At 72.7% G+C, this 24,161-nt stretch carries 19 protein-coding genes; 10 read left to right on the top strand and 9 right to left on the bottom strand.

All coding sequences use genetic code 11. From position 1 onward, the window contains the following. Positions 1-83 precede the first annotated feature (83 nt). Entirely contained in the window at positions 84-1,019 is a 936-nt protein-coding gene (locus tag ACZ6Z8_RS07900) for a LysR family transcriptional regulator (protein WP_465607346.1), read from the top strand. A gap of 106 nt (positions 1,020-1,125) precedes the next feature. On the opposite strand, the gene ACZ6Z8_RS07895 is transcribed toward ACZ6Z8_RS07900, so the two are convergent. Next, a complete protein-coding gene (locus ACZ6Z8_RS07895; protein ID WP_465607344.1) occupies positions 1,126-1,419 on the bottom strand; it encodes a hypothetical protein in 294 nt (97 codons plus the stop codon). A 211-nt stretch (positions 1,420-1,630) separates the two neighbouring features. Between ACZ6Z8_RS07895 and holA the strand changes: the two genes are divergently transcribed. Continuing rightward, the gene (holA, locus tag ACZ6Z8_RS07890; protein WP_465607342.1) at positions 1,631-2,629 is read left to right on the top strand and encodes a DNA polymerase III subunit delta; all 999 of its coding nucleotides are present in this window, start codon (positions 1,631-1,633) and stop codon (positions 2,627-2,629) included. A 122-nt stretch (positions 2,630-2,751) separates the two neighbouring features. On the opposite strand, the gene ACZ6Z8_RS07885 is transcribed toward holA, so the two are convergent. The 3 genes from ACZ6Z8_RS07885 to ACZ6Z8_RS07875 all read right to left on the bottom strand — a co-directional run bounded on the left by ACZ6Z8_RS07885 (position 2,752) and on the right by ACZ6Z8_RS07875 (position 4,640). Further along, entirely contained in the window at positions 2,752-3,612 is an 861-nt protein-coding gene (locus ACZ6Z8_RS07885) for a hypothetical protein (protein ID WP_465607340.1), read from the bottom strand. Between the two features lie 269 nt (positions 3,613-3,881). After that, positions 3,882-4,151, bottom strand: coding sequence for a 30S ribosomal protein S20 (gene rpsT, locus ACZ6Z8_RS07880; RefSeq protein WP_030283880.1), 270 nt, complete (start codon positions 4,149-4,151; stop codon positions 3,882-3,884). Between the two features lie 183 nt (positions 4,152-4,334). Beyond that, the gene (locus ACZ6Z8_RS07875; RefSeq protein WP_402816160.1) at positions 4,335-4,640 is read right to left on the bottom strand and encodes an antibiotic biosynthesis monooxygenase family protein; all 306 of its coding nucleotides are present in this window, start codon (positions 4,638-4,640) and stop codon (positions 4,335-4,337) included. 202 nt (positions 4,641-4,842) lie between these two features. Between ACZ6Z8_RS07875 and lepA the strand changes: the two genes are divergently transcribed. Beyond that, positions 4,843-6,711, top strand: coding sequence for a translation elongation factor 4 (lepA, locus tag ACZ6Z8_RS07870; RefSeq protein WP_465607337.1), 1,869 nt, complete (start codon positions 4,843-4,845; stop codon positions 6,709-6,711). 76 nt (positions 6,712-6,787) lie between these two features. On the opposite strand, the gene ACZ6Z8_RS07865 is transcribed toward lepA, so the two are convergent. Together ACZ6Z8_RS07865 and ACZ6Z8_RS07860 are read right to left on the bottom strand one after the other, a co-directional pair. Then, entirely contained in the window at positions 6,788-8,686 is a 1,899-nt protein-coding gene (locus tag ACZ6Z8_RS07865; protein WP_465607509.1) for an ABC transporter ATP-binding protein, read from the bottom strand. Positions 8,687-8,808: 122 nt separating this feature from the next. Then, a complete protein-coding gene (locus ACZ6Z8_RS07860) occupies positions 8,809-10,542 on the bottom strand; it encodes an ABC transporter ATP-binding protein (RefSeq protein ID WP_465607335.1) in 1,734 nt (577 codons plus the stop codon). 311 nt (positions 10,543-10,853) lie between these two features. On the opposite strand from ACZ6Z8_RS07860, the gene ACZ6Z8_RS07855 reads away from it, so the two are divergent. Both ACZ6Z8_RS07855 and hemW read left to right on the top strand, forming a co-directional pair. Beyond that, complete coding sequence (locus tag ACZ6Z8_RS07855; RefSeq protein WP_465607333.1) at positions 10,854-12,776, top strand: AMP-dependent synthetase/ligase; 1,923 nt, start codon at positions 10,854-10,856, stop codon at positions 12,774-12,776. A gap of 56 nt (positions 12,777-12,832) precedes the next feature. Next, complete coding sequence (gene hemW, locus ACZ6Z8_RS07850) at positions 12,833-14,062, top strand: radical SAM family heme chaperone HemW (protein ID WP_465607331.1); 1,230 nt, start codon at positions 12,833-12,835, stop codon at positions 14,060-14,062. A 140-nt stretch (positions 14,063-14,202) separates the two neighbouring features. Here the strand turns inward: hemW and ACZ6Z8_RS07845 are convergent, their stop codons facing one another. Genes ACZ6Z8_RS07845 through htpX form a run of 3 tightly spaced genes read right to left on the bottom strand, consistent with a single transcriptional unit; the run spans position 14,203 to position 16,597 of the window. Beyond that, positions 14,203-15,036: a DUF3097 domain-containing protein gene (locus ACZ6Z8_RS07845; protein ID WP_465607329.1), complete on the bottom strand. Its 834-nt coding sequence runs from the start codon at positions 15,034-15,036 to the stop codon at positions 14,203-14,205. A gap of 23 nt (positions 15,037-15,059) precedes the next feature. Continuing rightward, the gene (gene pspAB, locus ACZ6Z8_RS07840) at positions 15,060-15,644 is read right to left on the bottom strand and encodes a PspA-associated protein PspAB (RefSeq protein ID WP_465607327.1); all 585 of its coding nucleotides are present in this window, start codon (positions 15,642-15,644) and stop codon (positions 15,060-15,062) included. 32 nt (positions 15,645-15,676) lie between these two features. Next, on the bottom strand, positions 15,677-16,597 hold the full coding sequence (gene htpX / locus ACZ6Z8_RS07835; RefSeq protein ID WP_465607325.1) for a zinc metalloprotease HtpX: 921 nt from the start codon (positions 16,595-16,597) through the stop codon (positions 15,677-15,679). 267 nt (positions 16,598-16,864) lie between these two features. Here htpX and hrcA point away from each other — a divergent pair, with 267 nt between their 5' ends. The 5 genes from hrcA to ACZ6Z8_RS07810 all read left to right on the top strand — a co-directional run bounded on the left by hrcA (position 16,865) and on the right by ACZ6Z8_RS07810 (position 24,157). After that, on the top strand, positions 16,865-17,899 hold the full coding sequence (gene hrcA / locus ACZ6Z8_RS07830) for a heat-inducible transcriptional repressor HrcA (protein WP_465607323.1): 1,035 nt from the start codon (positions 16,865-16,867) through the stop codon (positions 17,897-17,899). A 73-nt stretch (positions 17,900-17,972) separates the two neighbouring features. Continuing rightward, positions 17,973-19,115: a molecular chaperone DnaJ gene (dnaJ, locus tag ACZ6Z8_RS07825; protein WP_360462963.1), complete on the top strand. Its 1,143-nt coding sequence runs from the start codon at positions 17,973-17,975 to the stop codon at positions 19,113-19,115. A 93-nt stretch (positions 19,116-19,208) separates the two neighbouring features. Then, entirely contained in the window at positions 19,209-19,958 is a 750-nt protein-coding gene (locus ACZ6Z8_RS07820; RefSeq protein ID WP_465607321.1) for a 16S rRNA (uracil(1498)-N(3))-methyltransferase, read from the top strand. Positions 19,959-20,029: 71 nt separating this feature from the next. Then, entirely contained in the window at positions 20,030-23,284 is a 3,255-nt protein-coding gene (locus ACZ6Z8_RS07815; RefSeq protein ID WP_465607319.1) for a S41 family peptidase, read from the top strand. A 117-nt stretch (positions 23,285-23,401) separates the two neighbouring features. Further along, positions 23,402-24,157, top strand: a complete 756-nt coding sequence (locus tag ACZ6Z8_RS07810; protein ID WP_465607318.1) for an RDD family protein — start codon at positions 23,402-23,404, stop codon at positions 24,155-24,157. Positions 24,158-24,161: the final 4 nt, after the last annotated feature.

The following is a 24,161-nucleotide window of genomic DNA, read 5'->3' as shown; positions in this document are numbered from 1 at the left end:
CTAACCGAGGGGCACAACCGCAGGTCAAACAACCGTTCCGCCGCTGCGCCACAACTGTTCGTTGTTCGCTAAGGTGGATCGGCGTGGACCTCGAAGCCGTACGCACCTTCGCCGCCGTCGTGGCAGCGGGCCAGTTCCAGAAGGCCGCCACCGACCTGGCGATCACCCAGCAAGCCGTCTCCAAGCGCGTCGCCGGCCTGGAGCGCGATCTCGGCGTCCGGCTGTTCACCCGCACCCCGCGCGGCGCCGAACTCACCATCGACGGGCAGGCCTTCCTGCCCCACGCGCGCGAGCTGCTGCGCGCCGCCGAGCGCGCGGTGGCGTCCGTGGGCGTCGGGCGGCGGCCGCTGCGGGTCGACGTGATCGCCTCGCGGGTCGCGCCGTCGGGCCTGATGCGCGACTTCCATCGCGCGCGCCCCGAGATCGACCTCGACGTGGTGATGCTGTTCGACGTGGAGGCGGCCGTCAGCGCCATCCGCTCGGGCGCGATCGACGCGTCCTTCCGTGCCGTCGCCGCGCCCGGCCGGTCCCTTCCCGAGGACATCGAGTCCGTCCGGGTGCTCGACGAGCCGCTCCAGCTCCTCACCGGCCCCGGCCACGCGCTGGCGGGCGCCCGCTCGGTGACCGTCGCCCAGCTCGCCGGGCACCGGATCTGGATGCCCGGCATCGCGCCCGGTACCGAGTGGGCTGCCTACTACGACGATCTCGTCGCCGAGTTCGGCCTCGGCATCGAGGTGACCGGGCCCAACTTCGGCTCCGACGCGCTCCTCGACACCGTCGCCGACACCCCGGCGCTGGCCACCTTCATGAGCGAGCAGACCCGCGTGGTCTGGCCGGCCGGCCACGGCCTGCGCCGCATCCCGGTGACCGATCCGACGCCCGTGTACCCGCACTCGCTGCTGTGGCACCGGGACAACCCCCACCCCGCCCTGGCCGCCCTCCGCGCCCACCTCGCCGCGACCCGGCCCGCCCTCGACGCCCCGGGCACCTGGCGGCCGGGCTGGGTGCTCCCGCGCTGAGCAGCTGCCGGAGCGGGGGCGGGGCCGGGAGCGGGGGCGGGAGCGGGGCCGGGGCCGACGGGCAGGGCGGAAACGGGGCTGAACCGGGGCTGAACCGGAACGCCGGTCAGGCCTCTTCGCGCCAGCCGTCGTACGCGCCGGCGAGGGTGTCGAGGGCGTGCAGCAGGGCCGGGGTCCAGCCGGCGGACGGCGGGTCGAGGACGACCAGCCACTGGGCGTCCTCGGCGTCGTCCTCGCCGGCCAGGGCGTCCCGGACGATCTCCGGTTCGCCGAGGACCGGGTGGGCGGCGCCGAGCTCCTCGGCGGCCTCGTCGGCCGCGTCGCGGTCGGGCAGGACGAGCAGCTGGCGGACGAACGGGTCGTCGACGTCCGGCAGGTCGGTGGTGTGGTTCTCGCTCACCGGGCCATTCTCCAGGTCGGACGGAACGGCCCGGCAACGCGGTCGGCTGGCACGGCCCGGGCCCGGCCGGGGCAGCCGTCCCCCCCCGGCCGCCGCCCGCCCCCGGCAGACCGTCCGCCCCCGGCAGACCGTCCGCCCCCGGCCGCCGTCCGCCCCCGGCCGCCGTCCGCCCGGATGGGAGTGTCCGCGGCGCGTGGGATGCTGGTAGGCGATGGCCAGGAAGAGTGCACCCGACGACCTGCTCGCCCCGCTGACCCTCGCGGTCGGCCAGGAGGAGCTGCTGCTGGACCGCGCGGTCGCCCAGGTGGTGGCCGCGGCGAAGGCCGCGGACCCGGACACCGACGTACGGGACCTGCCCCCCGGCGGGCTGCAGCCCGGCAGCCTGGCCGAGCTGACCACGCCCTCGCTGTTCGCCGAGCGCAAGGTGATCGTGGTCCGGGCCGCCCAGGACCTCTCCGCCGAGTCGGTGAAGGAGGTCAAGGCGTACATCGAGGCGCCGGCCGAAGAAGTGATCATGGTGCTGGTGCACGCCGGCGGGGCCAAGGGCAAGGGCCTGCTGGACGCCGGGCGCAAGGCGGGTGGACGCGAGGTGGCCTGCGCCAAGCTGGCCAAGGCCAGTGAGCGACTGGCCTTCGTCAAGGGCGAGTTCCGCACCCTGGGCCGCTCCGCGACCCAGGAGGCCTGTCAGGCGCTGCTGGACGCGCTCGGCAGCGACCTGCGCGAACTGGCGGCCGCGTGCAGCCAGTTGACCTCGGACGTCGAGGGCACCATCGACGAGACGGTGGTGGCCCGCTACTACAGCGGCCGGGCCGAGGCGACCGGCTTCGAGGTGGCCGACCTGGCGGTCACCGGACGGGCGGCGGAGGCGCTGGAACGGCTGCGCTGGGCGCTGGCCGTCGGCCAGCCGCCGACCGGCATCACCTACGCGCTGGCCTCCGGCGTGCGCAGCATCGGACGGCTGGCCACGACCGGGCGGAACATGCGCCCGGCCGATCTGGCCCGCGAGTTGGGCATGCCGCCGTGGAAGGTGGACCGGGTCCGCCAGCAGATGCGCGGCTGGACGGGCGACGGGGTGGCGACCGCGCTGACCGCGATCGCCCAGGCCGACGCCGCCGTCAAGGGCGGCTCGGACGACCCGGCCTTCGCCCTGGAGCGCGCGGTGGTCGCCGTCGCCAGGGCCGCCCGGGCCGGCTCCCGCCCGGCCTACTGACACCCGGGCCCCACCGGCCCCCGGACCCCCGGCCCACCGATCCCAGCGGCCCCCGGACCCCCCCGGCCCACCGATCCCCCGGCCCACCTGACGCCCGACCCCCTCCGGCGGCCCGCCCCGCCCTACCTGCGCATCGCCCGTACGGCGCTCTCGGCGTCCGCCTGCAGCATGCTGCGCAGCTCGTCCATGGACGGCGGTGTGGCCTTCCCCTGGGTGTAGCTGGCGCTGTAGGTGACGTAGAAGGTCATCCCGCCGTCGCGGACGTCCACTTCGGCGTAGATGTCGCGGTACTTGTCCGACGAGCCGTCGTCCTTGTACACGAAGTACGCGTCCTCGCCGATCCCGGGAACGGCCGAGATCTGGTAGCCGCGCGACCGGTAGGTCTCCTTGTTGGCCGAGAGCTCGGGCGCGGGGTTGACCGCCTTGTGCAGGTCGGCGCGCAGGTAGACCGAGGCGTACTCGCTGTCGGTGTTGCCGCCGGTCCGCTTGAGGGACATCGAGCAGTTCATGCTGTCCAGGGCCGGGTTGCGGTCGGTGTGGTGGCTGGGCGAGGTGCTGGTCGTGTTGACCGTGTACTTCTCCAGCAGCCGGGCCGGCTTGCCGACGGTGCAGAAGTCGTCCGAGACGTGGTAGCTGCCGAGGCTGCGCGGGGCGGAGTCGCCGTCGCCGCTGCCGACCATGCCCGGGACGACCAGGACGGCGGTGGTCCAGCCGGCCGAGGCGAGCAGCGCGCCGACGAAGGCCCAGACGGCGTTGCGCCGCAGATTGCCCCCGGAAGCCCCACCCGCAGGACCGCCACCGGCAGCGCCACCGGCACCCGGAGCGAGGGCGGGGCCGCCCGTGCCCGGCGTGGTGGGCAGCCCGGCCGGCGGGCCGAAGCCCGGAGCCCCCGGTGCCTGCTGCGGGAAGCCGTACCCGGGCCCGCTCGGCGCCGGGCCCGGCGGCTGCGGGTGCGGCTGGGGTTGCGGTGGTGGCGTTGTCATGGATGTTCCCCCCTCGGGACCGGCGCCGGGATGCCCCCCGCATCCTCGGTCGCGCGTGATCGACCATAGCGGCCGGGCCGCGGAACGCGACAGGCGCCGCAGTCGGTCCCTGGGGAAGGGACCGGCTGCGGCGCCTGCCGTACAGCTGCTGTGCACCGCACCCGCGTGGCGAACGCAGGCCGCGTGCGGTGCGAGTCTCGCACGCCTCTGGAGTCCGGGTAGAGGGCCGGTTCGTCCGGAGGCGGTGGGGGCCGGAGCCCCCGGTGGCGTCAGGCCTGGGCGGCCGCGTTGACGCGCTTGGTGATGGCCGACTTCTTGTTGGCGGCCTGGTTGGCGTGGATGACGCCCTTGCTCACGGCCTTGTCCAGCGCCTTGGAGGCGGCGCGGGCCAGCACGGCGGCCTTCTCGGTCTCACCGGCGGCAGCGGCCTCGCGGGCCTTGCGCAGAGCGGTCTTCAGCGAGGACTTGACGGCCTTGTTGCGCAGGCGCGCCTTCTCGTTGGTCTTGTTGCGCTTGATCTGGGACTTGATGTTCGCCACGAAGGAGCCTCAGTCTTGTCTAAAAGGTTTGAACGGGCTGCACCCGCAGGCCGCCGGACCAGCTGAGAGGGCATGCCGGGGCCAGGTGCAGCTGACCACGCTACCAGGGGCCCGCCGCCCTCCCCAAACCGGCCGCCGGGCCCGCGGTCGGTCGGGCGGTCGGGCGGACGGCCCGCGGACGGGTCAGGCGCTCAGCACCGGCTCCCCGTAGTGCTCGACCTCCGGGAACGGCCGGTAGAACCGGTGCAGCAGCTCCCGCCACCGCTGGTACTCGGCCGAGCCGCGGAACCCCTCGGTGTGGTCGGCGAGGGTCTCCCACTCCACCTGCAGCAGGAAGCGCGAGCCGCGCCCCTCGTCCACGCAGCGGTGCAGCCGGAGGGAGCGGAAGCCGTGCTGGACGGCGATCAGCGGGCGGGCCTCGGCGAAGGCGGCGAGGAACTCCTCCTCCCGGCCGGGCAGGACGTCGAGCAGGGCGCTTTCCAGGATCATGGGAGGCCATCCTGCCCCTCCACGACCGGGGACGGAACGCCCCCGCGGAGCCCTGCGAGGTGCCCGAACGGTGTCCGGTGCCGCGGTCGTGGGAAGATGGGAGGAACTATTTCGATCGGACGAGACTGTCCGGTCCCCGGGATAGCCGGTCAGCGATGATCCGGACACCCCCGGCCCCGGACCAACGGAGAATCGGACCAAGGTGCCCGCGACCCCCAGCAATGTGCCAGAGCCCAGCCGTACCGACCCGGCGCTGATCCGCAACTTCTGCATCATCGCCCACATCGACCACGGCAAGTCGACGCTCGCAGACCGGATGCTGCAGATCACCGGCGTCGTCGACCCCCGGCAGATGCGTGCCCAGTACCTCGACCGCATGGACATCGAGCGCGAGCGCGGCATCACCATCAAGTCGCAGGCGGTCCGCCTCCCGTGGGCCCCGCTGACCGGGCCGAACGCCGGCACGACGCACATCCTCAACATGATCGACACCCCCGGCCACGTGGACTTCACGTACGAGGTGTCCCGCTCCCTCGCGGCCTGCGAGGGGACCGTCCTGGTGGTCGACGCCGCCCAGGGCATCGAGGCGCAGACCCTCGCCAACCTGTACCTGGCGCTGGAGAACGACCTCACGATCGTCCCGGTCCTCAACAAGATCGACCTGCCGGCCGCCCAGCCGGAGAAGTACGCCGAGGAGATCGCCCACATCATCGGCTGCGACCCGGGCGACGTGCTCAAGGTCAGCGCCAAGACCGGTCTGGGCGTCGAGGACCTGCTGGACCACATCGTCAACACCGTCCCGGCCCCGGTCGGCGTCGCGGACGCCCCGGCCCGCGCGATGATCTTCGACTCGGTGTACGACGCCTACCGCGGCGTGGTCACCTACGTCCGTGTCGTGGACGGCCAGCTGAACAAGCGCGAGCGCATCCAGATGATGTCGACCGGCGCCACCCACGAGCTGCTGGAGATCGGCGTCATCTCGCCCGAGCCGAAGGTCGCCGACGGCCTGGGTGTCGGCGAGGTGGGCTACATCATCACCGGTGTGAAGGACGTCCGGCAGTCCAAGGTCGGTGACACGATCACCTCGCAGCACAAGGGCGCGACCGAGCCGCTGGGCGGCTACAAGGACCCGCGTCCGATGGTGTTCTCCGGCCTCTACCCGCTGGACGGCTCGGACTACCCGCTGCTGCGCGACGCCCTGGACAAGCTGCGGCTGAACGACGCCGCCCTGGTGTACGAGCCGGAGACCTCGGTCGCGCTGGGCTTCGGCTACCGCTGCGGCTTCCTCGGCCTGCTGCACCTGGAGATCATCCGGGAGCGCCTGGAGCGCGAGTTCAACCTCGACCTGATCTCCACCGCCCCGAACGTGGTCTACCGGGTGGTGATGGAGGACGGCACCGAGCACACCGTCACCAACCCGAGCGAGTTCCCGTCCGGCAAGATCTCCGAGGTCTTCGAGCCGGTCGTGCGCGGCACCATCCTGGCGCCCAACGACTTCGTCGGCGCGATCATGGAGCTCTGTCAGTCCCGCCGCGGCAGCCTGCAGGGCATGGACTACCTGTCCGAGGACCGGGTCGAGCTGCGCTACACCCTGCCGCTCGCGGAGATCGTCTTCGACTTCTTCGACCAGCTGAAGTCCAAGACCCGCGGCTACGCCTCGCTCGACTACGAGCCCATCGGCGAGCAGAGCGCCCAGCTGGTCAAGGTCGACATCCTGCTGCACGGCGACGCGGTGGACGCCTTCTCCGCGATCGTGCACAAGGACAAGGCCTACAGCTACGGTGTCATGATGGCCGGCAAGCTGCAGAAGCTGATCCCGCGCCAGCAGTTCGAGGTGCCGATCCAGGCCGCCATCGGCTCCCGGGTGATCGCCCGGGAGACGGTCCGCGCGATCCGCAAGGACGTCCTCGCCAAGTGCTACGGCGGTGACATCTCCCGCAAGCGGAAGCTGCTGGAGAAGCAGAAGGAAGGCAAGAAGCGGATGAAGATGGTCGGCAGCGTGGAGGTCCCGCAGGAGGCCTTCATCGCGGCGCTGTCCACCGACGCCGAGTCTCCGAAGGACAAGAAGTAGCGACGACGGAGTCGTGGCGACGACGGAAGGGCCCCGGGGCGATCGCCCCGGGGCCCTTCCGCGTGTCCGGACCCGGTCAGTCGACCTCGGCCACGGCCTCCGCGAACTGCGCCTGGTAGAGCCGGGCGTAGGCGCCGCCGGCGGCGATCAGCTCGTCGTGCGAGCCCTGCTCCACGATGGAGCCGTTCTCCATCACCAGGATGACGTCGGCGTCGCGGATGGTGGAGAGGCGGTGCGCGATGACGAAGCTGGTGCGGCCGGTGCGCAGCCGGGCCATGGCCCGCTGGATGAGCACCTCGGTGCGGGTGTCGACCGAGCTGGTGGCCTCGTCCAGGACCAGGATCGACGGTTGGGCGAGGAAGGCCCGGGCGATGGTGATCAGCTGCTTCTCGCCCGCGCTGACGCCGGTGCCCTCGTCGTCGATGACGGTGTCGTAGCCGTCCGGGAGGGTGCGGACGAAGCGGTCGACGTGGGCGGCCTTCGCGGCCTCGACGACCTGTTCGCGGGTGGCCGACCCGGCGCCGTAGGCGATGTTGTCGGCGATGGTGCCGCCGAACAGCCAGGTGTCCTGGAGGACCATGCCGATGCCGGACCGCAGGTCCTCGCGGGACATCGCGGCGATGTCGACGCCGTCGAGGGTGATCCGGCCCGAGCTGACCTCGTAGAACCGCATCAGCAGGTTGACCAGGGTGGTCTTGCCGGCGCCGGTGGGGCCGACGATGGCGACGGTCTGGCCGGGTTCGACCTTGAGGGAGAGGTCGTCGATGAGCGGCTTGTCGGGGTCGTAGCGGAAGGACACGTCCTGGAAGGCGACCCGGCCGTGGACCGCGTCGGGCTTCTCGGGCATGGCCGGCTCGGGGCTCTGCTCGGGGGCGTCGAGGAGTTCGAAGACGCGCTCGGCGGAGGCGACGCCGGACTGCACCAGGTTGGCCATGCTGGCGACCTGGGTGAGCGGCTGGCTGAACTGCCGGGAGTACTGGATGAAGGCCTGGACGTCGCCGATGGACAGCGAGCCGCTGGCCACCCGCAGGCCGCCGACGACCGCGACCAGCACGTACTGGAGGTTGCCGATCAGCATCATCGCGGGCTGGATGATCCCGGAGATGAACTGGGCGCGGAAGCTGGCGTGGAACAGCGCGTCGTTGTGCTCGCGGAAGGTCTCGGCGGACTCGCGCTGGCGCCCGAACACCTTGACCAGGGTGTGGCCGGTGTACATCTCCTCGATGTGGGCGTTGAGCTGGCCGGTGGACTTCCACTGCTGGACGAACTGCGGCTGGGCCCGCTTGCCGACCTTGGCGGCGACGACCACCGACAGCGGCACCGAGACGAGGGCGATCAGCGCCAGCAGCCAGGAGATCCAGAACATCATCGCCAGCACGCCGACCACGGTGAGCAGCGAGTTGACGACCTGCCCCATGGTCTGCTGCATGGACTGGCCGATGTTGTCGATGTCGTTGGTGACCCGGCTGAGCACCTCGCCGCGCGGCTGCTTGTCGAAGTAGCTGAGCGGCAGGCGGGCGAGTTTGGCCTCGACGTCCTGGCGCAGCCGGTAGCTGGCGGACTGGATGGCCTTGGTGGCCAGGCGGCCCTGGAGGATGCCGAAGCCGGCGGAGGCGACGTAGATGCCGAGCACCCAGAGCAGGACGGAGCCGATGGCGCCGAAGTCCATGCCGTGGCCGGGGGTGAAGTCGACCGCGGAGAGCAGGTCGGCGATGCCGCCCTGGCCGTGGGCGCGCAGGCCCTCGATGACCTCGGTCTTGGAGGTGCCGGGCTGGAAGCGGGCGCCGATGACGCCGGCGAAGATCAGGTCGGTGGCGTCGCCGAGGATCTTGGGGCCGGTGACGGCGCAGCCGATGCCGAGGACGCCGAGCACCAGGACGCCGATCAGCAGCTTGCGCTCGGGGCGCAGCAGTCCGAGGACGCGCTTGCCGGAGCCCTTGAAGTCCATGGACTTCTCGGCGCCCTGGCCGCCCATGAAGCGGCCCGGTCCGGCCGGTCCGCGGCGGGCGGCGGCGGCCTGGGAGTCGCTGGGCAGCCGGTCCTGCGGCTTTCCGGCGGGCTTGCCGTCGGGGCTCGCGGCGGGCTTTCCTTGGGTGGTCACGCCGCCTCCTGCTCGGTGAGCTGGGAGAGCACGATCTCCCGGTACGTCGGGTTGTCGGCCATCAGTTCGTGGTGGGTGCCGGTGCCGACGACGGCGCCCTCGTCGAGGACGATGATCCGGTCGGCGTCGCGGATGGTGGAGACGCGCTGGGCGACGATCAGGACGGTGGCGTCGGCGGTCTCGCGGGCGAGGGCCTTGCGCAGCCTGGCGTCGGTGGCGTAGTCGAGCGCGGAGAAGGAGTCGTCGAAGAGGTAGACGTCGGGCCTGCGGACGAGGGCCCGGGCGATGGCCAGGCGCTGGCGCTGGCCGCCGGAGACGTTGCTGCCGCCCTGGGCGATGGGGGCGTCCAGGCCCTCGGCGAGCTTCTCGACGAACTCCTTGGCCTGGGCGATCTCCAGGGCGTGCCAGAGTTCCTCGTCGGTGGCGTCGGGGCGGCCGTAGCGGAGGTTGCTGGCGACGGTGCCGGTGAACAGGTAGGGCTTCTGCGGGACGATGCCGATGCTGTCGGCGATGGCGTCGGCGGAGAGTTCGCGCACGTCCACGCCGTCGAGCAGGACCTGGCCGGAGGTGGCGTCGAAGAGCCGGGGGACGAGGCCGAGCAGGGTGGACTTGCCGCTGCCGGTGGAGCCGATGATGGCGGTGGTCTCGCCGGGGCGGGCGGTGAGGTCGATGCCGCGCAGCACCGAGGCCTCGGCGCCGGGGTAGCGGAAGTCGACGTCGCGCAGTTCGAGGTGGCCGCGGCGCAGCAGTTCGGTGACGGGGGCGGCGGGCGGGACGACGCTGGAGGAGGTGCCGAGGACTTCCTGGACGCGTTCGGCGCAGACCTCGGCGCGCGGCACCATCATGAACATGAAGGTGGCCATCATGACGCTCATCAGGATTTGCATCAGGTAGGAGAGGAAGGCGGTGAGCCCGCCGATCTCCATGTCGCCGCTGTCGATGCGGTGGGCGCCGAACCAGAGCACGGCGACGCTGGAGACGTTCACGACCAGCATCACGGCCGGGAACATGACGGACATCAGCCGGCCGACCTGGCTGGCGGTGTCGGTGAGGTCCTCGTTGGCGTCGGCGAAGCGGGCCTGCTCGTGGCCGTCCTTGACGAAGGCGCGGATGACCCGGATGCCGGTGATCTGCTCGCGCAGGACCCGGTTCACGGTGTCGATCTTCACCTGCATGCTGCGGAACTTCGGCCGCAGGGCGCGCACCAGCAGGACGACGACCACGCCGAGCGCGGGGATGACGGCGAGCAGGAGTCCGGAGAGCGGGACGTCCTGGTTGAGCGCCATGATGATGCCGCCGACGCACATGATCGGGGCGGCGACCATCAGGGTGAAGCTCATCAGGGCCAGCATCTGGACCTGCTGGACGTCGTTGGTGGTGCGGGTGATCAGGGAGGGGGCTCCGAACTGGCCGACCTCGCGGGCGGAGAAGCTCTGCACCCGCTCGAAGACGGCGGCGCGGACGTCGCGGCCGAAGGCCATCGCGGTGCGGGCGCCGAAGTAGACGGCGCCGATCGAGCACAGCGCCTGCACCAGGGTGACGCCGATCATGACGGCGCCGAGGCGCAGGATGTAGCCGGTGTCGCCCTTGACCACGCCCTTGTCGATGATGTCGGCGTTGAGTGTCGGCAGGTAGAGCGCCGCGAGCGTGGATACCAGTTGGAGGACCACCAGCATGGTGATCGGTCGGGAGTACGGGCGCAGGTACGCCCGGAGCAGTCTGATCAGCACTGGCCCACTCTTGTCGTCGCCGGTCGGGTTCGCACCCCAATTCTCGGTGTTCCGTGGCGTCGTACAGACGATTCCGGGGCTGTCCGGCTGAGGTTTGCCGGGCCTTTGCCATTGTCGCGGCGGGTCCGGGCACCGGCCCCGCGGGGGCGTGCCAGCTGGATTCGCCCCCTTACGGAATGACCGGTTTCCCCCTAGGCTGCTGACTACGCCCTTGTTACTGACCGGTACCGCTCACGTTAACGGGCCCGGCGGCCGCCCCCACGGACGCCGCGACAATCCCTCAGACGGCCACCCGCCCCCGGAGGTCCTCGTTGAGTTCCGCGCAGTCCCTGATCGACTCCGGCAAAGCCGACATCGTCGCCGGGCGTCCGGCCTCCGTCGCCCACCTGTTCCTGGAACGCGTCGCCGCGACGCCCAACCACGAGGCCTACCGCCACCCCGTGGCGGTCGACGACCAGGCCGCGGACGGCGCGCCGGGCGCCGAGCAGTGGCGCTCGCTCACCTGGGCGCAGACCGCCGTCCGGGTGAAGGCGGTGGCCGCCGGCCTGATGGCGCTCGGCATCCAGCCGGAGGACCGGGTCGCACTGGCCGCCTCCACCCGGCTCGAATGGATCCTCACCGACCTCGGCGCGATGTGCGCGGGCGCGGCCATCACCACGATCTACCCGAGCACCAACGCGGACGAGACGGCCTTCATCCTCTCCAACTCCGGCTCCCGGGCCATGTTCGCCGAGAACGCCGCCCAGCTGGCCAAGGCCGTCGACCACATCGACCAGCTGCCCGAGCTGCGCACCGTGATCCTCTTCGACGCCCCCGCCGAGGCCCCCGAGACGGCCGGTCTCGACCTGATGACCCTGGCCGAGCTGGAACGGCGCGGCGCCGAGTACCTGGAGCAGCACCCGGACGCCGTCGAGAAGGCCGTGGCCGCGCTCGACCGGGAGCAGCTCGCCACCCTCATCTACACCTCCGGCACCACCGGCCGCCCCAAGGGCGTGCGCCTGGTGCACGACTGCTGGGCGTACGAGGGCCGGGCCCAGGAGGCCAGCGGCCTGCTCGGCCCCGACGACGTGCAGTTCATGTGGCTGCCGCTGTCGCACGTCTTCGGCAAGACGCTGATCTCCGGCCAGATCGCCACCGGCCACGTGATGGCGGTGGACGGCCGGGTCGACCGGATCATCCACAACCTGCCGGTCATCCGGCCCACCGTGATGGCCTCGGCGCCGCGCATCTTCGAGAAGGTGTACAACGGCATCGCCGGCCGGGCCCGGGCCGAGGGCGGCGCCAAGTACAAGATCTTCATGTGGGCCGCCCAGGTCGCCCGCGAGTACGCCCGGGTGGTCCAGGAGAGCCGGATCGCCACCGGCGCCGAGAGCGCCCCGCTCGGCCTGCGGCTGCAGCACGCGCTCGCCGACAAGCTGGTGTACGCGAAGATCCGGGCGGCCTTCGGTGGCCGGCTGCGGGGTGCCGTCTCCGGCAGCGCCGCGCTCGCCCCCGAGATCGGCTACTTCTTCCTCGGCGCCGGGGTGCCGATCCTGGAGGGCTACGGGCTGAGCGAGACCAGCGCCGGCTCCTGCGTCAACCGCAAGGAGGACGTGCGGATCGGCACGGTCGGCCGCCCGCTGCCCGGCACCGAGGTGCGGATCGCCGAGGACGGCGAGATCCTGCTGCGCGGCCCCGGTGTCATGCGCGGCTACCACGACCTGCCGGAGAAGACCGCCGAGGTGCTGGAGCCGGACGGCTGGTTCCACACGGAGGACATCGGCGAGCTGAGCCCCGACGGCTTCCTGCGGATCACCGACCGCAAGAAGGACCTGTTCAAGACCTCCGGCGGCAAGTACGTGGCGCCCAGCGAGGTCGAGGGCAAGTTCAAGGCGGTCTGCCCGTTCGTCAGCAACATCCTGGTGATCGGCAACGGCCGCAACTACTGCACCGCGCTGATCGGCCTGGACGAGTCGGTGCTGCTGCCGTGGGCCGCCGAGCACGGCCTGGCCGGGAAGAGCTACGCCGAGCTGGCCGTCGAGCCGGCCGTGCACCAGCTGATCGAGGGCTTCGTCAAGCGGGTCAACGGCGACCTCCAGCGCTGGCAGACGATCAAGAAGTTCCACCTGCTGCCGCGCGACCTCGACATCGAGCACGGCGAGCTCACCCCCAGCCTGAAGATCAAGCGCCCGGTGGTCGAGCGGACCTACGCGGACGCCGTGGCGGCCATGTACGCGGGCGCCAACGAGGCCTGATCCCCGTTCCCGTACGGTCCGCGCGGGGTTCGCGGGCCGTACGGGACAATGGGGTCATGCCCTCCGCACTCCCCGACGGCGAACCGGTGCCGTCCGACGGTTCCCTGCCCACCGACGCCCTCGCCGGGCTGGGCCGGCGGCCGTTCGGCTTCTACCTGCACGTGCCGTACTGCGCCAGCCGCTGCGGCTACTGCGACTTCAACACCTACACCGCCACCGAGCTGCGCTCCTCCGGGGCGGTCGCCTCGCAGGAGACCTACGCGGACAACGTGGTCGCCGAGATCCGGCATGCCCGCAGGGTGCTGGGCGACGTCGACCTGCCGGTGCGCACGGTGTTCCTCGGCGGCGGCACCCCCACCCTGCTGCCGGCCCGCGACCTGGTGAAGATGCTCGCCGCGCTGCGCGAGGAGTTCGGACTCGCCCCGGACGCCGAGGTCACCACCGAGGCCAACCCGGAGTCCGTCGACCCGGCGTACCTGGCCGAGCTGCGCGAGGGCGGCTACAACCGGATCTCCTTCGGCATGCAGAGCGCCCGCCCGCACGTCCTGCAGCTGCTCGACCGCCACCACACCCCGGGCCGCCCCGAGGCCTGCGTGGCCGAGGCCCGCGCGGCCGGCTTCGAGCACGTCAACCTCGACCTGATCTACGGCACCCCCGGCGAGTCCGACGACGACTGGCGGGCCTCCCTGGACGCCGCGATCGGTGCCGGGCCGGACCACGTCTCCGCGTACTCCCTGATCGTCGAGGAGGGCACCAAGCTGGCCGCCCGGGTCAAGCGCGGCGAGCTGCCGATGATCGACGACGACGTGCACGCCGACCGCTACCTGATCGCCGAGCAGGCCCTCGCCGCGGCCGGCTACTCCTGGTACGAGGTGTCCAACTGGGCCACCACCCCCGAGGGCCGCTGCCGCCACAACGAGCTGTACTGGACCGGCGCCGACTGGTGGGGCGCCGGCCCGGGCGCCCACAGCCACGTCGGCGGCGTCCGCTGGTGGAACGCCAAGCACCCCGCCGCCTACGCCCGGGCCCTGGCGGAGGGCCGCACCCCGGCCCAGGGCCGCGAGGTGCTCAGCGACGAGGACCGCCGGGTGGAGCGCATCCTGCTGGAACTGCGCCTGGTGGAGGGCGTCCCGCTCGACCTGCTGACCGACGTGGGCCGCAAGGCCGCCGCCAAGGCCCTGGCCGACGGCCTCCTCGCCGAGGAGTCCTACGAGCGGGGCCGCGCCGCCCTCACCCTCCAGGGCCGTCTGCTGGCGGACGCGGTCGTGCGTGACCTGGTGGACTGACATCCGTCGACGTGGGCGTCAGCCGTCGGAGGAAGCGTGCGATGACCGCCATCGATGATCGGATGACCGGGATCTTCGAGAGGTGACCCGATTCGGGTGGACCTGCTCGACATCACCATGGACACCTCGGAGTTCCAGACCTACTCCTGGCCCGGCAGGGCCGTGAAGTCGATCAACTCCTCGACCCGGCCCAGGAGTTCGGGTTCCAGGTCCTTGTAGGAGTTCACCTTCGACAGGATGTGCTTCCAGGCGGCCGGGGTGTCCACCGGCCAGCCCAGGCGGCGGCAGGTGCCCTCCTTCCAGTCCTCGCCGCGGGGGACGGCGGGCCAGGCGGGGATGCCGACGCTGGACGGCTTCACGGCCTGCCAGATGTCGATGTAGGGGTGGCCGACGACCAGCACGTTCTCGCCGGTGACCCGGGCGGCGATGCGGTGCTCCTTGGTGCCCGGGAGCAGGTGGTCGACCAGGACGCCCAGGCGGCGACCCGGGCCGGGGGCGAAGTCGGCGACGATCGCGGGGAGGTCGTCGATGCCCCGGAGGTACTCGACGACGACGCCCTCGACGCGCAGGTCGTCGCCCCAGACCCGTTCGACGAGCTCGGCGTCGTGCCGGCCCTCGACGTAGATCCGGGACTCCCGGGCGACCCGGGCCCGGGCGCCGGGGACGGCGACCGAGCCGGAGGCCGTACGGCCCGGGCCGCGGGAGGGGGCCGGGGCGGCGGGGCGGACCAGGGTGACGACCCGGCCCTCCAGCAGGAAGCCGCGCGGCACCAGCGGGAAGACCCGGTGCTTGCCGAACCGGTCCTCCAGGGTGACGGTGAAGCCCTCGGCGGTCTTCTCGCAGCGCACCACCGCCCCGCAGTAGCCGGTGGCCGCCTCCTCGACCACCAGGTCCCGCTCGGCGGGCACCTCGGGTGCCGGCTGCTGCTTCTTCCACGGCGGGGTGAGGTCGGGTCCGTACTGGTGGCTGCGCATGGGGGCGACTATAGGACGGTCCGTCAGAGGCCCGGCGCGCCCCAGACCGGGAACCAGCGGCCGAGGTCCTTCTCCAGCCGCAGGTCGTTCGCCAGCATCGCGTTGACCTGCAGCTCCAGCGGGCTGTTGCGCCGCTCCCCGCCGCCGGGCATCGGGGCGAAGGGGTAGAAGGTGCCCCGCTTGTAGAGGTAGACCAGGGCCAGCGACTGGCCCTCCCCGTTGCGGAAGCCCACCAGCGAGCAGAGCAGCTGCGGCCCGAAGCCGTTCGCCTCCAGCTCGCTGTTGACCGCGTGCAGGTCGTTCACCAGCTCCGGCAGCTCCTCGGGGGTGTGCCGGGCGAGCAGCCAGGAGTAGCCGTAGCCGTCCTTGGAGGCCTCCACCGGCACGCCGCCGCGCTCGGTGTCGGCGTCCAGCAGCGCCCGGACCTGCTGCTCCACCTGGACGAAGGCCGCGCCCTCGACGGCCGCGAAGCAGACCGAGCCGAGCCCGGTGGGCAGGAACCCGGCCCCGGCCTCCAGGGTGAGCGCGGCGGACGGTACGCCGAACAGCTGGTCGAGGTCGGGCTTGACGGGCTTGGTGCGGCCGAACAGGGCGTCCAGGAATCCCACGTCGGTCCTTTCGTGAACGGGGTCGGAACGGGTCAGCGGCCGAGCTGCTCGGAGATCTTCGCCAGCTGCGCCAGTCGCTTCTCCAGCGTCGGGTGGGTGGAGAACAGCTGGGAGGCGGTCTCCCGGGCGCTCAGCGCCGGGGCGAAGTAGAAGGCGTTGTAGGGCTGGGAGCGGCGCAGGTCCTCGGTGGGGATGGCGGCGATCTGCCCGGTCACCTTGGTGAGGGCGGAGGCCAGGGCGCTGGGCCGGCCGGTGAGCTGGGCGGCGGCCCGGTCGGCGGCCAGCTCGCGGTAGCGGGAGAGCAGCCGGGTGAGCAGGAAGCTGATGGCGTAGACGACCATCGACACCAGCGGGATGACCAGCGCCGCGATGGCCGCGTTCTGGTCGTTGCTGTTGCGGTTGCCGCCGATGAACCCGCCGTACATCGCGATCCGGGTGATCGCCCCGGCGAGCACCCCGAGGAAGCCGGCGATGGTCATCACCGCGACGTCCCGGTGGGCGACGTGCGACAGCTCGTGCGCCAGGACGCCCTCCAGCTCCTCCGGTTCGAGCCGGCGCAGCAGGCCGGTGGTGACGCAGACCACGGCGTTCTGCGGGTTGCGGCCGGTGGCGAAGGCGTTGGGCATGTCGTTGTCGGCGACCGCCACGCGGGGTTTGGGCATGTCAGCCAGGGCGCAGAGCCGGTCGATCGTGCCGTGCAGCTGGGGGAACTGTTCCTCGGTCACCGGCCGGGCGCCCATGGCCCGCTCGGTGATCTTGTCGCTGAACCAGAACTGGGCCACGAACAGCCCGCCGGAGATCAGCACGATCAGCGGCCAGGCCCCGCGCAGCAGCGCGATCAGCAGGCCCGTGAAACCGACGTACAGCAGCCCGATCACGAACATCGTCGCGACCATGCGGCTGGTCAGGCCGCGGTCGGGTGCGAAGCGGGTGTGCTGGCCCGAGCTCGACATCTCTTGCTCCTCCGTTCACCGTCGCTTTCGATGCTGCCACCCGGACGGCCCCGGGGCACCACCCCCGCACGCGGAGTGTCGTGGCGGCCGTCCGGAACTGCGGGGAGGATCACCCCGGCCGGGCCGTTCCTGCGGTAGGACCCGGGCCGTACACTGGCAGGTACGGTTTTGGCACTCGTCCGTGCAGAGTGCCAAGGTCGGGGCCGTCCGAGGAGCGGCTCGCAGCATCACAGACGGACAACGTGCGAAGACGGAGGTGCGTGCCCCATGGCCGGTGAGGTCCGCCAGCTGGACGACCGCAAGCTCGCCGTGCTGCGCGCGATCGTCCAGGACTACGTGGGCACCGAGGAGCCGGTGGGCTCCAAGGCCCTGGTGGAGCGGCACAACCTGGGGGTGTCCCCGGCCACGGTCCGCAACGACATGGCGGCGCTGGAGGAGGAGGGTTACATCCACCAGCCGCACACCAGCGCCGGGCGCATCCCCACCGACAAGGGCTACCGGCTGTTCGTCGACAGGCTCGCCGAGATCAAGCCGATGAGCTCCCCCGAGCGCCGGGCGATCCGGCACTTCCTGGACGGCGCCGTGGACCTGGACGACGTGGTCAGACGCACGGTGCGGCTGCTCGCCCAGCTGACCCGGCAGGTCGCCGTGGTGCAGTACCCCTCGCTCACCCGCTCCACCGTCCGGCACATCGAACTGGTGGCGCTGGCCCCGGCCAAGGTGATGCTGGTGCTGATCACCAACACCGGCCGGGTCGAGCAGCGGATGATCGACTGCCCGGGCACGGTCGGCGAGACGGTGCTGGCGGACCTGCGGTCGCGGATCAACGCGCGGGCGGCCGGCCAGCGGCTGCCGGACGTCCCGGGCCTGCTGGAGGAGCTGCCGGCGGCCTTCGAGCAGGCCGACCGGCCGACCGTCAGTACGGTCCTGGCGACGCTGTTCGAGGCGCTCGCCGAACAGAACGAGGAGCGGATCATGCTGGCCGGCACGGCCAACCTGACCCGCTTCGGGCACGACTTCCCGCTCACCATCCAGCCGGTGCTGGAGGCACTGGAGGAGCAGGTCGTCCTGCTCCGCCTCCTGGGTGAGACCGCGGACGCCGCGATGACGGTCCGGATCGGGCGGGAGAACGCGTACGAAGGGCTGAATTCCACCTCGGTCGTTTCGGTCGGCTACGGTTCGGGCGACGAGAGCGTGGCCAAACTGGGTGTGATCGGTCCGACCCGGATGGACTACCCGGGCACAATGGGGGCGGTGCGAGCGGTGGCACGGTACGTGGGCCAGATCCTGGCCGAGTCGTAGCAAACAGCCGTCGCCGGATGTCCGGCGGCGGTGTCCAGTCGCACTACTACAGGCGGAACAAGCGGAGCATTTGGTGGCCACGGACTACTACGCGGTACTCGGCGTCCGACGGGATGCGGGGCAGGACGAGATCAAGAAGGCGTTCCGGCGCCTGGCACGCGAACTGCACCCGGACGTCAACCCGGACCCGAAGACGCAGGAGCGGTTCAAGGAGATCAACGCCGCCTACGAGGTGCTCTCCGACCCGCAGAAGCGCCAGGTCTACGACCTCGGCGGCGACCCGCTGTCGCCCGGCGGCGGCGGTGGCGCGGGCGGCTTCGGCGCCGGCGCGGCGGGCTTCGGCTTCTCCGACATCATGGACGCCTTCTTCGGCGCCGCGGCCGGCCAGCGCGGCCCGCGCTCGCGCACCCGCCGCGGCCAGGACGCCATGATCCGGCTGGAGATCACCCTGGAGGAGGCCGCCTTCGGCACCACCAAGGAACTCCAGGTCGACACCGCCGTCACCTGCACCACCTGCAACGGTGAGGGCGCGGCCCCCGGCACCTCCGCCCAGACCTGCGACATGTGCCGCGGCAAGGGCGAGGTCTCCCAGGTCACCCGGTCCTTCCTGGGCCAGGTCATGACCTCCCGTCCGTGCCCGCAGTGCCAGGGCTTCGGCACCGTCGTGCCGACCCCGTGCCCCGAGTGCGCCGGCGACGGCCGGGTGCGGGCCCGCCGCACCCTGACGGTCAAGATCCCGGCCGGTGTGGACAACGGCACCCGGATCCAGCTGGCCGGCGAGGGCGAGGTCGGCCCCGGCGGCGGCCCGGCCGGCGACCTGTACGTCGAGATCGCCGAGACCTCCCACAGCGTCTTCCAGCGGCGCGGGGACGACCTGCACTGCACCGTCACCATCCCGATGACGGCGGCCGCGCTCGGCACCCAGGTGCCGCTGCAGACCCTGGACGGGCTGGAGGAGGTCGACATCCGGCCCGGCACCCAGTCCGGCCAGTCGATCCCGCTGCACGGCCGGGGCATCACCCACCTGCGCGGGGGCGGCCGCGGCGACCTGATAGTGCATGTCGAGGTGCAGACGCCCACCAAGCTCGACGCCGAGCAGGAGGAGCTGCTGCGCCGGCTCTCCATGCTGCGCGGCGAGGAGCGGCCGTCCGGCCAGTTCGCGCCGGGCCAGCAGGGCCTGTTCTCGCGCCTGAAGGACGCCTTCAACGGCCGGTAGCCGTCCCGGAAGGGGTGCCGGGGGCGGTTCCCCGGCACCCCTTCCGTGTTGTCCCCATTCGGCCGCAGGCCCCTTTCCGGAAAGGTCCCCCTCATGACCGCGCCCGTCTTCGTCGTCGAGACCGAGCGGATCGCCGCCGCCGCGCCCGGGGCCGTGGTGCGGCTCGACGGCGCGGAGGGGCGGCACGCGGCGGCGGTGAAGCGGCTGACGGCCGGCGAGGCGGTGACCCTGGCGGACGGGCTGGGCCTGGGCGTGGACGGCACCGTCGCCGAGGTGCTCGGCAAGGACGCGATCGACGTCACCGTGGAGGCCGTGCGGCGGGAGCCGGAGCCGGTGCCGCGGATCGTGGTGGTCCAGGCGCTGCCCAAGGGTGACCGCGGCGAGCTGGCCGTGGAGACCATGACCGAGGTCGGCGTGGACGTGGTGGTCCCCTGGGCCGCCTCCCGGTGCATCACCCAGTGGAAGGGCGAGCGCGGCGCGAAGGCGCTCGCCAAGTGGCGGGCCACCGCCCGGGAGGCGGGCAAGCAGTCCCGCCGGCTGCGCTTCCCCGAGGTGCGCGAGCCGATGACCACCCGGCAGCTGGCGCCGCTGCTGGCCCAGGCCGCCCTGGCCGCCGTGCTGCACGAGGAGGGCGCGGAGCCGCTGGCGCAGGCCGCGCTGCCCGCCGAAGGGGACATCGTGCTGGTGGTCGGCCCGGAGGGCGGGGTCTCCCCGGAGGAGCTGGCCGCCTTCGCCGAGGCGGGCGCCGCGCCGTACCGGCTGGGTCCCTCGGTGCTGCGCACCTCGACCGCCGGGGTGGCCGCCGGGGCGCTGCTGCTGGGGCGCACCGGCCGCTGGGCGTAACTCCCGCGCGCCCGACCGGAGTTCTCGGGAAATCGGAGCGGCTCGTACCCGCACCTGCTTACGCTGACCGGGTGACGGACTCCGTGAGCACCTCCCCGGGCGCCTATCTGCGCCATCCCCATCTGCACGGTGACCTGGTCGCCTTCGTCGCCGAGGACGACCTGTGGCTCGCCCCGCTGGACGGCGGCCGGGCCTGGCGGCTGACCGCCGATCACCTGCCGGTGCACCACCCCAGGTTCTCCCCGGACGGGCGGCTCATCGCCTTCACCTCCACCCGGGACGGCGCCCCCGAGGTGCACGTGGTGCCGGTCGACGGCGGGCCGTCCCGGCGGCTGACGTACTGGGGCAACGGCGAGACCCGGGTGCAGGGCTGGACCGCGGACGGACGCCCGATCGCCACCACCGGCGCGGGCGGCTCCGGCGTGCGGCGCACCTGGGCGCACGCCGTCCCGCTGGACGGCGGCGAGGCGGCGCGGCTGCCGTACGGGCCGGTCGGCGGCCTGGCCTTCGAGCCGGACGGCGAGCGCGCGCTGCTGGTGACCGTCAACAACCGCGAGCCGGCCTGGTGGAAGCGCTACCGGGGCGGCCGGGCGGGCAAGTTGTGGATCGGGCGGGACCGGTTCACCCGTGTCCACGAGGAGTTGGACGGGCAGCTCGACTCCCCGCTGTGGGTCGCCGGCGAGGGGGCGCCGGGCGGCCGGATCGCCTTCCTGTCCGACCACGAGGGCGTCGGGGAGCTGTGGTCCAGCCGCCCGGACGGCTCCGACCTGCGCCGCCACAGCACCGACCCGGACGGCTTCTACGCCCGCAACGCCGCCACCGACGGCACCCGGGTGGTCTTCCACCGGGCCGGCGACCTCTGGCTGCTGGACGACCTGGACACCGCCGTGCCCCGCCGCCTGGACATCCGGCTGGCCGGGCCGCGCACCGGCCGCCGCCCCCGCCCGGTGCCCGCCGCGCACTGGCTGGAGTCCGCCGCCCCCGACCGCACCGGCCGGGCCAGCGCCGTGGTGGTGCGCGGCAGCGTGCACTGGCTGACCCACCGGGAGGGCCCGGCCCGGGTGCTGGACGAGACCCCGGGCGTGCGCGCCCGGCTGGTCCGGGTGGTGCCGGGGGAGGACGGCGGCCAGGGCGTGCTGTGGGTGTCCGACGCCGAGGGCGAGGACGCCCTGGAGTACGCCCCCGCGGTCCACGAGCCCGAGCGGCGCCGGCTGGCCGCCGGGCGGTTGGGCCGGGTCAACTCGCTGGTGGTCTCCCCGGACGGCAAGCAGGCGGCGCTCGGCGTGCACGACGGCCGGGTGCTGCTGGTCGCGCTGGCCGACGGTGCCGTGCACGAGCTGGACCGCAGCACCGACGGCGAGGTCAGCGGGCTGGCGTTCAGCCCGGACTCGGCCTGGCTGGCCTGGTCCCGCCCGGTGCACCGGATGGGCCCGTACTCGCTGCGCCAGATCGTGCTGGCGAACCTGGCCACCCGCACCGTCAGCGAGGTCACCCAGCAGCGCTTCGTCGACACCTCGCCGGCCTTCACCGCGGACGGCCGCTACCTGGCCTTCCTGTCGGTGCGCAACTTCGACCCGGTCTACGACGCGCACGCCTTCGACCTGTCCTTCCCGAACGGCTGCCGCCCGTACCTGGTCACCCTCGCCGCGGACACGCCGTCCCCGTTCGGGCCGCAGCGGGCCGGTCGCCCGCCGGGCGGGGAGGAGGACGAGCCCAGGGCCCGCAAGGCGGACGGCGAGGAGGGCGCGGACGGGGCCGCGCCGGCCACCAGGGTGGACCTGGACGGCATCGTCGACCGGATCCTGCCGTTCCCGGTCGAGGGCGGCCGCTTCCACACGCTGCGCGCCGCCAAGGACGGGGTGCTGTGGACCAGGGCGCCGCTGCTGGGCGAACTCGGCGACGAGGCGGCCTCGTTGGAGGACGAGCGGCCCCGCCCGGTGCTGGAGCGCTTCGACCTCAGGAAGCGCCGGGCCGAGCAACTGGTGCACGGGGTCGACGGCTTCGCGGTCAGCGGGGACGGCACCCGGGTGGCCGTGCTGGACGAGGGCGAGCTGCGGATCGTCCCGGCCGGCCACAAGGCGGGCGGCGAGGACGACGAGACCGCCGTCGACCTCACCCGGCTGCGGGTGACCGTCGACCCGGCCGCCGAGTGGCGGCAGATGTACGCCGAGAACGGCCGCCTGATGCGGGACAACTTCTGGCGCCCGGACCTCGGCGGCCTCGACTGGGCCGGGATCCTGGACCGCTACCGGCCGCTGGTCGAGCGGGTCGGCTCGCACGACGAACTGGTCGACCTGCTCTGGGAGGTGCACGGCGAACTCGGCACCTCGCACGCCTACGTCGTCCCCTACGGCCGCTACACCGAACCCGCCCGGCGCCAGGGCCTGCTGGGCGCCGACCTGGTCAAGGACGGCGATCGCTGGCGGATCGTCCGGATCCTACCCGGCGAGTCCTCCGATCCCCGGGCCCGCTCGCCGCTGGCCGCTCCCGGCGCCGCCGTCCGGCCGGGCGACGCCGTGCTGGCCGTCAACGGCCGCCCGGTGGACCCGGTCACCGGCCCGGCCCCGCTGCTGGCCGGCACCGCCGGGCAGCCGGTCGAGCTGACCGTGGCCGGCAAGGACGGCACCGACCAGCGCCACCCCGTGGTCGTCCCGCTCGCCGACGAGGAGGCGCTGCGCTACCACGACTGGGTGGCCGGGCGGCGGGCCGCGGTGCGGGAGCTGTCCGGCGGCCGGCTGGGCTACCTGCACATCCCCGACATGCAGACGGCCGGCTGGGCCCAGCTGCACCGCGACCTGTCCACCGAGATGGCCCGGGAGGGCCTGATCGTGGACGTCCGGGAGAACCGCGGCGGCCACACCTCGCAGCTGGTGATCGAGAAGCTGGCCCGGCGGATCGTCGGCTGGTACGCGATCCGGGACACCGACCACCCGGTGCCCTACCCGATGGACGCCCCGCGCGGGCCGGTGGTCGCGCTCGCCGACGAGCTGTCCGGCTCGGACGGCGACGTGGTCAACGCCGCCATCCAGGCGCTCGGGATCGGCCCGGTGGTCGGCACCCGCACCTGGGGCGGGGTGATCGGCATCGACAGCAGGTACCAGCTGGTCGACGGCACCCTGGTCACCCAGCCCAAGTACGCGATGTGGCTGGAGAACTACGGCTGGGGCCTGGAGAACCACGGCGTCGACCCGGACGTCGAGGTGCCGTTCGCCCCGCACCACTGGGCGGCCGGCGAGGACCCCCAGCTGGCCGAGGGCGTGCGGATCGCCCTGGAGACCCTGGCCGGCACCCCGGCCCGCTCGGGGCCGCGGCTGCCCTGGGCGTAGCGGCGGTGCCCGGGGCGGGAGGTCGGGGCCGACCTCCCGCCCCGGGGCGTGGGTAGGATGCGGGGCTGTCCTTGATCGCGATCTTGATCTGACCGACAGCTCACGGGGGAGCACACCATGGCCCAGGGCTACCCGCCGCCGCAGTACCCGCAGTACCCGCAGGATCCGCAGCACCCGCAAGGTCCGCCGAACGGCTACGGGGCGAACCCGTACGGCCAGGGGCCGTACGCCCAGCCTCCGCAGCCGTACCCGCAGGCCCAGCAGCCCTACGCCCAGCCCCAGCCGTACGCCCAGCCCCAGCCCCAGCCCCAGCCGTACCCGCAACCGCAGCCGTACCCGCAGGCCCAGCAGCCGCACGGGCAGGACCCCTACCCGCAGGCGCAGCCCGCACTGCCGCCGTGCCCCCCGGAGGCGTACGCCGGACGGCGGTTCCTGGCGATCGTGCTCGACTTCGTCCTCGCCTTCGGCCTCGGCTTCGCCACCGCCATCGCCGACGACAACACCGCGAAGCACGCCAAGCCCGTCGTGCACGCGGCCGGCCACGCCGCCGTCCAGAGCCCGGTGGTGCCGTTCTGGGTGGCGTTCCTGGGAGCGGGCCTGCTCGCCTCCTTCCTCAACCAGGTGGTGCTGGCACGGCTGACCGGCTTCAGTGTGGGCAAGGGGATCCTGGCGATGCGGGTGGTGCGCCGCAAGCGGGTGATGCGTCCCAACACATGGCGGCTGACCCGGCGCTGGCTGGTCGGCTTCGTCTTCCTGGCGGTGGTCCTCATCTCCGAGGACTTCGACCTGTCCGAGGGGGACGTCGTCGGGATGCGCTCGGTGCGCTGGAAGCACCTGCAGGAGTACCAGCAGGCGGTCGGGCGGCTCGGCTAGGCTG

This window comes from Kitasatospora sp. NPDC101108 (genome assembly GCF_055584725.1).
Note: the sequence above shows the minus strand (reverse complement) of the source record. Positions and strands in the feature narration are given on the sequence as shown.

Excerpts from the sequence above, each read along its gene's own strand:
- ACZ6Z8_RS07885 (WP_465607340.1), bottom strand. The coding sequence starts at position 3,612 with ATGACAACGCCACCACCGCAACCCCAGCCGCACCCGCAGCCGCCGGGC.
- ACZ6Z8_RS07845 (WP_465607329.1), bottom strand. The coding sequence starts at position 15,036 with ATGCGCAGCCACCAGTACGGACCCGACCTCACCCCGCCGTGGAAGAAG.
- ACZ6Z8_RS07820 (WP_465607321.1), top strand. The coding sequence starts at position 19,209 with ATGACCGCGCCCGTCTTCGTCGTCGAGACCGAGCGGATCGCCGCCGCC.
- holA (WP_465607342.1), top strand. The coding sequence starts at position 1,631 with ATGGCCAGGAAGAGTGCACCCGACGACCTGCTCGCCCCGCTGACCCTC.
- hemW (WP_465607331.1), top strand. The coding sequence starts at position 12,833 with ATGCCCTCCGCACTCCCCGACGGCGAACCGGTGCCGTCCGACGGTTCC.
- ACZ6Z8_RS07875 (WP_402816160.1), bottom strand. The coding sequence starts at position 4,640 with ATGATCCTGGAAAGCGCCCTGCTCGACGTCCTGCCCGGCCGGGAGGAG.
- ACZ6Z8_RS07810 (WP_465607318.1), top strand. The coding sequence starts at position 23,402 with ATGGCCCAGGGCTACCCGCCGCCGCAGTACCCGCAGTACCCGCAGGAT.
- hrcA (WP_465607323.1), top strand. The coding sequence starts at position 16,865 with ATGGCCGGTGAGGTCCGCCAGCTGGACGACCGCAAGCTCGCCGTGCTG.
- ACZ6Z8_RS07865 (WP_465607509.1), bottom strand. The coding sequence starts at position 8,686 with ATGGGCGGCCAGGGCGCCGAGAAGTCCATGGACTTCAAGGGCTCCGGC.
- htpX (WP_465607325.1), bottom strand. The coding sequence starts at position 16,597 with ATGTCGAGCTCGGGCCAGCACACCCGCTTCGCACCCGACCGCGGCCTG.